General features: G+C 67.6%; 12 protein-coding genes. All 12 read right to left on the bottom strand.

What is annotated here, in order from left to right; translation table 11 throughout:
• Window positions 1-6: 6 nt before the first annotated feature.
• Complete coding sequence (locus tag H261_RS14195; protein WP_008618767.1) at window positions 7-291, bottom strand: RNA-binding S4 domain-containing protein; 285 nt, start codon at window positions 289-291, stop codon at window positions 7-9.
• 5 nt (window positions 292-296) lie between these two features.
• Window positions 297-2627, bottom strand: a complete 2331-nt coding sequence (locus H261_RS14190) for an adenosylcobalamin-dependent ribonucleoside-diphosphate reductase (protein WP_008618766.1) — start codon at window positions 2625-2627, stop codon at window positions 297-299.
• Window positions 2628-2886: 259 nt separating this feature from the next.
• The gene (locus H261_RS14185) at window positions 2887-3618 is read right to left on the bottom strand and encodes a lysophospholipid acyltransferase family protein (RefSeq protein ID WP_008618765.1); all 732 of its coding nucleotides are present in this window, start codon (window positions 3616-3618) and stop codon (window positions 2887-2889) included.
• The gene (locus H261_RS14180; protein ID WP_008618764.1) at window positions 3615-4235 is read right to left on the bottom strand and encodes a YdcF family protein; all 621 of its coding nucleotides are present in this window, start codon (window positions 4233-4235) and stop codon (window positions 3615-3617) included. The genes H261_RS14185 and H261_RS14180 overlap by 4 nt, the downstream gene beginning before the upstream one ends.
• Window positions 4232-5128 carry a cell division protein FtsX gene (locus H261_RS14175; RefSeq protein ID WP_008618763.1) on the bottom strand — a complete coding sequence of 299 codons (897 nt, stop codon included), beginning with the start codon at window positions 5126-5128 and terminating at the stop codon, window positions 4232-4234. Before H261_RS14175 ends, H261_RS14180 begins: the two co-directional genes overlap by 4 nt.
• Window positions 5128-5853 (bottom strand): cell division ATP-binding protein FtsE, encoded by a 726-nt coding sequence (ftsE, locus tag H261_RS14170; protein ID WP_008618762.1) that lies wholly within the window; start codon window positions 5851-5853, stop codon window positions 5128-5130. Before ftsE ends, H261_RS14175 begins: the two co-directional genes overlap by 1 nt.
• Window positions 5854-5912: 59 nt before the next feature.
• Complete coding sequence (locus H261_RS14165) at window positions 5913-6338, bottom strand: type II toxin-antitoxin system VapC family toxin (protein ID WP_008618761.1); 426 nt, start codon at window positions 6336-6338, stop codon at window positions 5913-5915.
• Window positions 6335-6577 carry a type II toxin-antitoxin system Phd/YefM family antitoxin gene (locus H261_RS14160; RefSeq protein WP_008618760.1) on the bottom strand — a complete coding sequence of 81 codons (243 nt, stop codon included), beginning with the start codon at window positions 6575-6577 and terminating at the stop codon, window positions 6335-6337. Before H261_RS14160 ends, H261_RS14165 begins: the two co-directional genes overlap by 4 nt.
• Before the next feature lie 139 nt (window positions 6578-6716).
• Complete coding sequence (gene dnaJ, locus H261_RS14155; RefSeq protein ID WP_008618759.1) at window positions 6717-7865, bottom strand: molecular chaperone DnaJ; 1149 nt, start codon at window positions 7863-7865, stop codon at window positions 6717-6719.
• Window positions 7866-7934: 69 nt separating this feature from the next.
• Entirely contained in the window at window positions 7935-9857 is a 1923-nt protein-coding gene (gene dnaK / locus H261_RS14150) for a molecular chaperone DnaK (protein ID WP_008618758.1), read from the bottom strand.
• Between the two features lie 179 nt (window positions 9858-10036).
• Window positions 10037-10906, bottom strand: a complete 870-nt coding sequence (locus H261_RS14145) for an FkbM family methyltransferase (protein ID WP_152426880.1) — start codon at window positions 10904-10906, stop codon at window positions 10037-10039.
• Window positions 10907-10934: 28 nt separating this feature from the next.
• Window positions 10935-11597, bottom strand: a 663-nt coding sequence (locus H261_RS14140) for a uracil-DNA glycosylase (protein WP_008618756.1), incomplete at its 5' end; no start/stop codon positions are given.

Genomic DNA, 11597 nt, shown 5'->3' with positions numbered 1-11597 from the left:
GCGGCCTCACGCCTCCGGCGCCCGTTCCCGTCCCAGATCGCGATAGAGGCCCTGCGCCTCGGGGGCCGGGCCGCGCCGTCCGCCCGGGGCGAGCATCTCGACAGTGCGCAGATAGGGGCCGGCGGGGAAGGTCACCCGGTCGCCGGGCCTGATGGCATGGGCCGGTTTGGTGACGGCGTGGCCGTTCAGACGCACTCCGCCGCCCTCAACCACATTCGCGGCCAGCGAGCGCGACTTGAAAAAACGGCAGAAAAACAGCCACTTGTCCAGTCGCTGCCCGCCGCCTTCCACTTACCTCATCCGCACTTGGAATAGCCGCACGAGGTACAGGTGTCGCAGCCTTCCGAGCGCAGCAGGGCCGGCTGGTTGCACTTGGGGCAGTGGCGCAGGCGGGTCTCGCCCAGGTTGACCACCTTGCGCCCCTCTTCGTAGCGGTCGTCGCGGGCCTCGATGGGTTCGCGCGCCGCCTTGGGGTCGGGCAGGAAGCCGATGGCGATCATGTGGCGCTCGATCACCTCGCCGATGGCGGCCAGCAGCGAGGGGACGTAGCGCCCGCCCACCCATTGGCCGCCGCGCGGGTCGAACACCGCCTTCAGCTCCTCGACCACGAAGGCCACGTCGCCGCCGCGGCGGAACACCGCCGAAATCATGCGGGTCAGCGCCACTGTCCAGGCGAAGTGCTCCATGTTCTTGGAGTTGATGAACACCTCGAACGGCCGCCGTCGCCCGTCCTGGATGATGTCGTTCAGCGTGATGTACATGGCGTGGTCGGAATCCGGCCAGCGCACCTTGTAGGTGGAGCCGGGCAGCGCCTCGGGCCGGTCGAGGGGCTGGGTCAGGTGGACGATGCCGGAATCCAGCGGGTCGGTATAGCGGGTCCGGGTCTTCTCCAGCGGCAGTTCCGGCTCGGCGCTGTCCTCGGGCCGGGCCTCCTTCTTGACCTCCAGCACGGCGCCGGTGACGTCGTTGGGGCGATAGGTGGTGCAGCCCTTGCAGCCCAGCTCGTAGGCTTGGGTATAGACGTCCTTGAAGGCGTCGAAGGAGATATCCTCCGGCACGTTGATGGTCTTGGAGATGGACGAGTCCACGTATTTCTGCACGGCGGCCTGCATCACCACATGGTCGCCGGGGGTGAGAGACAGGGCGTCGACGAAATAGGAGGGCAGCGGCGCGTTCTCGCCCCGCTGGCGGCGGAACAGGCGGTAGGCGTAGTCGCTGACCTCCTCCTCGCGGCGCGTGCCGTCGCGCTGGAGCACGCCGCGGGTATAGGTGAAGGCGAACACCGGCTCGAGCCCCGACGACACGTTGTCGGCAAACAGCGAGATGGTGCCGGTCGGCGCGATGGAGGTGAGCAAGGCGTTGCGGATGCCGTTGGCGCGGATGGCCTCGACCACCTCGGGCTCCAGGGAGCGGATGGTCTCGCCCGCCAGATACTTCTCGGCGTCGTAGAGGGGGAAGGCGCCCTTCTCCCTGGCCAGGTCGGCCGAGGCGAGATAGGCCGAGCGGCGGATGGCCGCCATCCAGGTCTCGGTCAGGCGGATGGCTTCACGCCCGCCATAGCGCGCCCCGCACAGGATCAGGGCGTCGGCCAGCCCGGTGATGCCCAGCCCGATGCGGCGCTTGGACACCGCCTCGTGGCGGTGGCGGTCCAGGGGATAGTTGGAGACGTCGATGACGTTGTCCATCATGCGCACCGCGACGCGCACCAGCCGGTCGAGCTTGCCGAGGTCGAGGCGCGCCCCGTCCTCGAACGGCCTGTCGACCAGCCGGGCCAGGTTGAGCGAACCCAGCAGGCAGACGCCATAGGCCGGCAGCGGCTGCTCGCCGCAAGGGTTGGTGGCGTGGATGTCCTCGCAGTAGGAAAGGTTGTTCAGCCGGTTGATGCGGTCGATGAAGATCACGCCGGGCTCGGCATAGGAATAGGTGGCGCGCATGATCTTGTTCCACAGCTCGCGCGCCGGCAGGCTCCTGTAGGTGACCCCCTTGAAGGTCAGTTCCCACGCGCCGTCCTCCTTCACCGCCTGCATGAAGGGATCGGTGACCAGGACGGAGAGGTTGAACATGCGCAGGCGCCCGGCTTCCCGCTTGGCGTCGATGAACGCCTCGATGTCGGGATGGTCGCAGCGCATGGTGGCCATCATGGCGCCGCGGCGCGATCCCGCGCTCATGATGGTGCGGCACATGGCGTCCCACACGTCCATGAACGACAGCGGACCCGAGGCGTCGGCCCCCACGCCCTTGACCGGGGCGCCCTTGGGCCTGAGCGTCGAGAAGTCGTAGCCGATGCCGCCGCCCTGCTGCATGGTCAGGGCGGCTTCCTTCAGGTGCTCGAAGATGCCGGCCATGTCGTCGGGGATGTCGCCCATGACGAAGCAGTTGAACAGCGTCACCTTGCGGTCGGTGCCCGCCCCCGAGATGATGCGGCCGGCCGGCAGGAACTTGAAGTCCTCCATGGCCTCGAAGAAGCGCGTCTCCCACAGGGCGGAATCGGCCTCCACCGCCGCCAGGGTGCGCGCCACCCGGCGCCAGGTGTCCTCGATGGTGCCGTCCAGCGCCGTTCCCTCGGCGGACTTCAACCGATACTTCATGTCCCAGATCTGCTGGGAAATGGATGCCACCTGCGTCATCGACCCGTCTTTCTTCTTCCGCGCCCTTGCGACAGGGCTTTCCGCCCCAAGTCTAGGACTCGCGGGGGTGGAGAATCAATGGGCAGCGTTCTTTTTTTGTACCAACAGGGTTGGGCCGGGCCAACTCCTTGGAATCGCGTTTCGAATCCGGTTATCCCCGGGATTCAGGGGCAGGGGCTGGGGATGGAATTCATCCCCGCCGCCATCCACAGGCTTATCCACAGCGGGCGGGGCTTTCCCACCCGCCGGGGACAAGGGGTCACAATCCGGGGTGACGCTCCCGCGCCTCGGCGACCAGCCGGTCGGTGGCGGTCTCGATGCGCGTCTCCAGCTCGGCCATGAAGGCCTTGCGGTCCATGCCGGGGGCGATGGGCTCCAGCGCCTCGAGGGTCAGGGTGCCGGGCTTCTTGGCGAAGCCGCGGCGGCGCCAGAACAGCCCGGAATTCAAGGCGATGGGCACCACCGGCACCTTCAGCGCGCCATAGAGCATGGCCACGCCGGAATGGTAGGGCAGCTTGGCGCCGGGGGCGGCGCGGGTGCCTTCGGGGAAGATCACCACCGGGCGGTTCGCGGCCACCGCCTCCTCGGCGCCCTTGACCATGGCCTTCAGCGCCTTGGTTCCCGCCGAGCGGTCGATGGCGATCACCCCGGTCTTGCCCAGGTACCAGCCGAAGAAAGGTATCCACAACAGCTCGCGCTTCAGGATATAGGCGGGGTCGCCCAGCAGCAGGTGGAAGACGAAGGTCTCGAAGGCCGATTGGTGCTTGGACGCGATGATCAGCGGCCCGGCGGGCAGATTTTCGGCGCCGCGCAATTCCCACGACAGCCCGGCCAGCACGCGCAGCGCCCCCAAGACGCCGCCCAGCCAGAACCGGGCCGCCGGCAGCATGGCCCTGCGCGGCAGGAGCAGCAGCGGCAGGTAGAGGATCGACAGGATCAGGGTCCAGATCCAGATGAAGACGATGAACAGGGCGGAACGGAGAACGGTCACGGCTTCCTCTCGGATTTCTTGGGGGCGAACAGCGGCCGGGCCAGCGCCGCCAGATACTTGGTGTACTCCACCGCCAGCAGGTGGGCGGTGCCGGGCCAGCGCCACCACTGGTCCCGCTTGAAGGCGTCGGGGAACACCGGGTGGGCGACGATGGCGGCGTCGGGCATGGCGCGGCGGAATTCCAGCAGGGCGCGGCGCATGTGATAGGCCGCCGTCACCAGGCGCAGCGAGGAAAAGCCCTCGCGCCGCATCCAGGCGGCGGTTTCGGCGGCGTTGCCCACCGTGTCGTCGGCGGCATGGCCCAGCACGATGCAGCAGCGGACCTTTTCCCCGGCCATATGGGGCTGGCGCAGCAATTCGGGCAGGTCGACCCCCTTGTGGACGCCCGAGACGAACAGCTTGCCGCCCTTGCCGGCCTCCAGCAGCGCCACGCCGGCCTCCAGCCGGTCGGCCCCGCCGGTCAGCACCACCACGGAATCGGTGACGGTGGCGCCGTCCTCGACCCGCGCCGCCAGATCGGCGGCGAACCACAGCAGCCCGCCGCCCCAGGCGCCGACCGCCACGCCGGCGGCCACCGCGGCATGGACGGCGAAGCGGCGCAGGCCGGCGCCGCTCATGGCATCTTGGCCAGGGTGCCGTGGACGGTGAGCCGCGCCGTCAGCATGGCGAGGGAGGCGGCCAGCAGCGGCAGCAGGCCGATGGCCACATAGCCCAGCACCGGCAGGCTGAGGCTGGGCAGGAAACCGCCTTCGAGGCGCCGCGCCGCCCAGCCGATGGCCGTCAGCGCCGGCACGGCGAGGCCCAGGCCCATCAGCCCGCCGGCGATCCCTAAGGCGAAGGCGCGGTCGGCGAACTGCCGGGCGATGTAGTCGTCATGGGCGCCGATCAGGTGCAGGACCTCGATGATGCCGTGATGCACCGCCATGCCGGTGCGGGTGGCGTAGACCACGGTGGCCGAGGTCACCATGCCGATCAGCACGACGACGATCACCGCCACCCATTGCATGGTGCGCGACAGGTTGATCAGGCGCGACAACCATACCCGGTGGTCGTCCAGCGAGGCGCCGGGTACGGCGCGGCCCAGGCGCAGCGCCACCTCGGCCAGGTCGATGCGGGATTCGGGGTCGATGGTGACGTCGATCAGCCGGGGCAGCGGCATGTCCTGGACCATCTCGGTGCTGCCCAGCCAGGGCTCGAGCAGGGCCAGGGTCCGCTTCTTGTCCAGGGCGCGGACCGCCAGCACGCCCGGCACCTTGCGCATGACGTCGATGGCGGAATTGACCCGCTCCTCGGTCACCGCGTCGGTGTGCTCGCCGCCGGCCGGCAGCACCTGCACGGTCAGGGTACCCGACACGTCGCGGTCCCAGCGCTCGATCACCGCGCCGATGACGAAGGCCCCGGCCACCGCCATGGACGACAGGAACACCATCAGCGCCACCAGCCAGGGCAGGAAGCGCGAGGTGGCGTCGCCGGCCAGCGGCAGGTCGGAATGGCGGCGCTTAAAAAGCATCACTCCGCCTCCAGATCGTCCACCGCCGCCGGCTCCTGCTGCAGGGTGGTGACCATGCCGTGCTCGATGTGCAGGCGGGGCAGGTGGGCGAAGCGCTGGACCAGCAGCTCGTTGTGGGTGGCCACCACGATGGTGGTGCCCAGCTTGTTCAACTCCTCGAACAGGTACATCAGCCGCATGGCGATGTGGTCGTCCACGTTGCCGGTGGGTTCATCGGCCAGCAGCAGGTCGGGACGCCCGATCACCGCGCGGGCGATGGCGACGCGCTGCTTCTGTCCGCCCGACAGGGTCGAGGGCTTGGCCCCCAGGTGATCGGCCAGCCCCACCCAGGACAGCAGTTCGGGCACATGGCGGCGGATCTCGGATTCCTTGACGCCGCGCACCCGGAGCGGCAGCGCGACGTTGTCCAGGGCGGTCATGTGGTCGAGCAGGCGGAAATCCTGGAACACCACCCCGATGCGGCGGCGCAGCGCCGGCAGCTCATAGCGCTTGGTGGCGGCGATGTCGCGGTCGAACAGCACCACCCGCCCGCGCGTCGGCCGCAGGCCGAGATACATCAGGCGCAGCAACGAGGATTTGCCGGCGCCCGACGGCCCGGTCAGAAAATGGAACGATCCGGCCGGCAGCTTGAAGGTGACGTCCTGCAGCACCTCCGGCCCCAAGCCGTAGCGCAGGCCGACGCTGTCGAACCGGATGATGTTTTCCCCACGAGGGCGATGCCGCACGGCGCTTCTCCCGAACGGCCCGAAGATGACACGGCTTGGCCCCTGGGGCAACCCATGGCCTATGGCCGCAGGGTGGCGATGCCAAGCATGGCGCCGCTTTCCGCCAGCCGCTGGTCAAGGGTGCACAGCGTCGCCCCGCTGTCCCGTGTCACCGCCAGATGCAGGGCGTCTTCCGCCCGCAAGGCCAGGGCATACTGGTCGGCGAACCGGGCCGCCGCGTGGAAATGAGCGCTGGTGACGGGAAGGACGGCGAAGGATTCGGCCGCCAGCCCGGTAAACAGGGCCAAGGAGGCGGCGCGATGCTCCGAACTCAGCTGACCGGTCCGCACCTTGATGGATAGGGCCGAGGAAAACTCGGTCACCACCCAGTCGCTGACCAGCAGGGCTTCCGGGTCTTGCGCGGCCAGCCACGCCTGCACCCGCTGCGTGGCGGCCTCATTGGTCAGGGCGGCCACCAGCAGCGAGGTATCGAGGTAGTATTTCAATAGCGGCTCTCGTCGCGCAGCCGCCGCATGAAGTCACCCGCCGGCTCGGCCTGGGGCACCATGGCCTCGGTCACCGCCCGCAACTCCGCCAGGCTGACCGGCTTTTTCGGTGCCCCAGCGGAGGTCAGGCGCGCCACCGGCTTGCCCCGCCGCATGATGCAGACGTCCTCGCCCGCCTCGGCCAGGGCGACCAGTTCGGACAGATGAGCCTTGGCATCGGCAAGATTGATGGAGTTCATGGCGCGGGCCTCATGACCAACATGTTAGTCACTTATAGCATGGGGGGGCTTTCATGCGAAGGGACGAGTCCCTTCGCAAAGAAAGGACCCTCCCCCCGACCCTCTCCCGCTCGCGGGAGAGGGAGTGACCGGGCGGTCGTCAGCCTTCCTTCAAGTCTTCCCAGAGTTCCTTGACCTTGGCGAAGAAGCCCTGGCTTTCGGGGGAGTTCTTGGCCTTCTCGCCCTCGCCGGCGTCGTTGAACTCCTGGAGGAGTTCCTTCTGGCGCTTGGTCAGGGCGACCGGGGTTTCCACCATGGCCTGGATGAACATATCGCCGCGGGCCGGGGAGCGCAGGACGCTCATGCCCTTGTTCCGCAGGCGGAACTGGTGGCCCGACTGGGTGCCTTCCGGGATGGTGACCTTGGCCTTGGAACCGTCGATGGTGGGGACCTCGATGGTGCCGCCGAGCGCCGCCGTGGTCATGGGGATGGGCACCCGGCAGAAGATGTTGGCGCCGTCGCGCTGGAAGATGCGGTGGGCGGCGATGGACAGGAAGATGTACAGGTCGCCGGGCGGCGCGCCGCGCATGCCGGCCTCGCCCTCGCCGGCCAGACGGATGCGGGTGCCGTCCTCGACGCCGGCCGGGATGTTGACCGACAGGGTCTTTTCCTTGCGGGTGCGGCCCGAGCCGCCGCAGGACCGGCAGGGGTCCTTGATGATCTTGCCCATGCCCTGGCAGGTGGGGCAGGTGCGTTCGATGGTGAAGAAGCCCTGCTGCTGGCGGACCTTGCCGTGGCCGTTGCAGCCCGAGCAGGTGACCGGTTGGGCGCCGTCCTTGCCGCCGGTACCCTTGCAATCCTCGCAAGGCGCGCTGGACGGCACCTTGACGGTGGCGGCCTTGCCGCCGAAGGCGTCTTCCAGGCTGATGTCCATATTATAGCGCAAATCGGCGCCGCGGCCCGAGGCCTGGCCGCGCCGGCCGCCGCCCATGAACTCGCCGAACATCTCGTCGAAGATGTCGGAGAAGCCGCCGCCGCCGAAACCGCCAAAGCCACCGCCGCCACCGGCTCCGGGGCCGCCCTGTTCGAAGGCGGCATGGCCGAAGCGGTCATAGGCGGCACGCTTCTGCTCGTCCTTCAGCACGTCGTAGGCTTCGTTGATTTCCTTGAACTTCTGCTCGGCATCGGCGTTGCCCGGATTGCGGTCCGGGTGGAACTGCATGGCCTGCTTGCGGTAGGCCTTCTTGATGTCGTCGCCGGTGGCGCCCTTCTCGACGCCCAGAAGTTCGTAATAATCCTGCTTGCTCATGGCTTTCGCATCCGAATTGGGGCCGGCGGCATTTCACCGCCGCCGGTCCCCGGATCTACAAACAGGCTGTTACTTGCCCTTCTTGTCGCCATCGACTTCCTCGAAGTCGGCATCGACCACCTTGTCGTCGCCGCCGCCCGGGGCGCCCTGGGCGCCGCCGCCGGCCGCTTCCGCGCCGCCGGCCGCTTCCTGGGCCTTGTACATGGCTTCGCCCAACTTCATGGAGGTCTGCATCAGGGCCTCGGTCTTGGCCTTGATGGCTTCGGAATCGTCGCTTTCCATGACGGACTTGAGGGCGGCGATGTCCTTCTCGATGGCGCCGGAGAGTTCAGCCCCGGCCTTGTCGCCGAATTCCTTGAGGCTCTTCTCGGTGGTGTGGATCAGGCCGTCGGCGTGGTTCCTGGCCTCGATCAGCTCCTTGCGCTTCTTGTCGTCGGCGGCGTGGGCCTCGGCTTCCTTGACCATCTTCTCGATATCGGAATCCGACAGGCCGCCCGAGGCCTGGATGCGGATCTGCTGTTCCTTGCCGGTGGCCTTGTCCTTGGCGCTGACGTTGACCAGGCCGTTGGCGTCGATGTCGAAGGTCACCTCCACCTGCGGCACGCCGCGGGGCGCCGGCGGGATGCCCACCAGGTCGAACTGGCCCAGCACCTTGTTGTCGGCGGCCATCTCGCGCTCGCCCTGGAAGACCCGGATGGTCACGGCGGTCTGGTTGTCCTCGGCGGTGGAGAACACCTGGCTCTTGCGGGTCGGGATGGTGGTGTTGCGGTCGATCAGGCGGGTGAACACGCCGCCCAGGGTCTCGATGCCCAGCGAAAGGGGGGTGACGTCGAGCAGCAGGACGTCCTTGACCTCGCCCTTCAGCACGCCGCCCTGGATGGCGGCGCCGATGGCCACCACTTCATCGGGATTGACGCCCTTGTGGGGCTCGCGGCCGAAGAATTCCTTCACCACTTCCTGGATCTTGGGCATGCGGGTCATGCCGCCGACCAGGATGACCTCGTCGATCTCGCTGGCCTTGACGCCGGCGTCCTTGAGCGCCGCCTTGCAGGGCTCGATGGTGCGCGCCACCAGATCCTCGACCAGGGCTTCCAGCTTGGAGCGGGTCAGCTTGATGTTGAGGTGCTTCGGCCCTGAGGCGTCGGCGGTGATGAACGGCAGGTTGACCTCGGTCTGCATGGAGGACGACAGCTCGATCTTGGCCTTTTCCGAGGCTTCCTTCAGGCGCTGCAGGGCCAGGCGGTCCTTGCGCAGGTCGATGCCCTGCTCCTTTTTGAACTCATCGGCGAGATAGTCGATGATGCGGGCGTCGAAGTCCTCGCCGCCCAGGAAGGTGTCGCCGTTGGTGGACTTCACCTCGAACACGCCGTCGCCGATCTCCAACACCGACACGTCGAAGGTGCCGCCGCCCAGGTCATAGACGGCGATGGTGCCGGCGCCCTTCTTCTCCAGGCCGTAGGCCAGGGCGGCCGCGGTCGGCTCGTTGATGATGCGCAGCACTTCCAGGCCGGCGATGCGGCCGGCGTCCTTGGTGGCCTGACGCTGGGCGTCGTTGAAATAGGCCGGGACGGTGATCACCGCCTGGGTGACCTTCTCGCCCAGATAGCCCTCGGCGGTTTCCTTCATCTTCTGCAGGATGAAGGCCGACACCTGGCTGGGGCTGTACTTGGCGTCGCGGGATTCGACCCAGGCGTCGCCGTTGTCGCCCGCCACGATGTGGTAGGGCACCAGGTTCATGTCCTTCTTGGTGATCGGGTCGTCGAAGCGCCGCCCGATCAGGCGCTTGATGGCGAACAGGGTGTTGGTGGGGTTGGTCACCGCCTGGCGCTTGGCCGGCTGGCCGACCAGACGCTCGCCCGATTCGGTGAACGCGGTCATGGACGGGGTGGTCCGCATGCCTTCGGCGTTCTCGATGACCTTGGCGCTCTTGCCTTCCATCACCGCGACGCACGAATTCGTGGTGCCCAGGTCGATGCCGATAACCTTGCTCATGACTGTCCTCATCTAAGTTCGGCAGATCCCGGCGGCCCTGAAGCATCAGCAGCCGCCCCGGAATCCCCATCCGGGTTGAATCCATCAATTGCCGGGCCGCACCAATTTCGACCCACCGGCGTTATATAGGGCGGCATGGGGCGTGTGCAACTTGGGAAAATGATGGAGGACCCCGGCAATCAGCCCCGCCGGTTGCCGCCCGGACGCTGACCGGTCATCACCTCGAGCAGCCGTTGTCCATAGGCTGAGCCGGTTTGCCGTTCATGCTCCAGGAGGAGGCGGACGGCCAGATCGAACGAGCCGTAGCAATCATGGGCGATGGTGGCCAGCTTCAGCAGCTGGGCCGGCGACATGGCCGACATCTTGCTGATGTCCCGGAAATAGACCGCATCCGCCCAGATGATCTGGTTGCCGCTGGCGTAGACGTCGTTGTTGAGCATCAGGGGCTGGAGCATGCGTCCGGCGAGCGGATGGAACTTGTGCAAGACGAAGCCATGGCCGCGCAGAAAGATGTCGAGGTCGGAGAACAGGGGCTGGCCGATATACATCGGCAGGAATTCCACCTCGGTATGAATCAGCACCGCGCCGGCAAGCCGGTTGGGGGCGTTCGACAGCGCCATCAACTCGCCGCCCTGAATGTCGATCTTGATGTAATCGACCCCCTCGGTTTCGGGAATGTCGTCGAGGCGGACCGTGGGGACCTGCTCCTTGCGGATCACCCGTCCCCATTCGGGAAATCCGTGGAGCATGCCGAGAATGTTCGGATTGGGCTCCAGCAGGGAGGTCATGCCCTGCCCCTGGCAGATGTGCAGGGTGTGTTCGCGGCCGTCGCCGACGGCATGAGGCAGGTAGAGATCGTCCTTGCCCTTCAGCGTCTGCAGCTTTTCCAGTGCCAGCGGATTGGGCTCGAAGCCGACGACCCGCGCGTGGTTGGAGCGTAACAGGGTTTTGTACGGCGGGTCCCCGTCGATAGGGTTGGCGCCGATATCGACGACAAGAATTTTCTCGTCTACGCCAAGAGTTCTTAGAAGAGGGGGAGCTGCAGTCATCGAAAACTCCAGGGTGTTTTGACGCGGCTCAATGCCGCGCCGCATCCATCCGCCGCTTGATCATCAAGAGGTCGCGCCAGGCGTCGCGCTTGGCTTCCGGCGTGCGCAGCAGATAGGCGGGGTGGAAGGTGGCCAGCGCCGGCACCGGGCGGGGCAGGCCGGGCGAGTTGAACTCGAACCAGCGGCCGCGCAGGCGGTTGATGCCGTCGGCCTTGGCCAGCACCGCCGCGGCGGCCGCGCCGCCCAGCAGGATCAGCACCTGGGGGTCGACCAGCTCGATGTGGCGGGTGAGGAAGGGCATGCACACCGCCACCTCGTCGGGGGTGGGCTTGCGGTTGGCCGGCGGGCGCCAGGGCACCACGTTGGAGATGTAGCAGGTGGTGCGGTCCAGCCCGATGGAGGCCAGCATGCGGTCGAGCAGTCTGCCGCTGGGCCCGACGAAGGGCAGGCCGCGGCGGTCCTCCTCCTGGCCCGGCGCCTCGCCGATGCACATCACGGCGGCTTCCGGGTTGCCGTCGCCGAACACGGTGGAGCTGGCCGCCTGCTTCAGGGGCAGCCCCTCGAACCTCTCCATGGCATGGCGCAGGGCCTGCAGGTCGGAGCAAGAGGCCGCCAGATGGGCGGCGGTGCCGGGCAGCGGCGAGGCGGACGGCGCGCCGGCGGGCGGCGCGGCCATGGGCCCGGCATGGTC

Origin of the sequence: Paramagnetospirillum caucaseum (assembly GCF_000342045.1) — a bacterium.
In the GTDB taxonomy this organism is placed as follows: Bacteria; Pseudomonadota; Alphaproteobacteria; order Rhodospirillales; family Magnetospirillaceae; genus Phaeospirillum; species Phaeospirillum caucaseum.
This window is presented reverse-complemented; position numbering and strand designations above follow the sequence as displayed.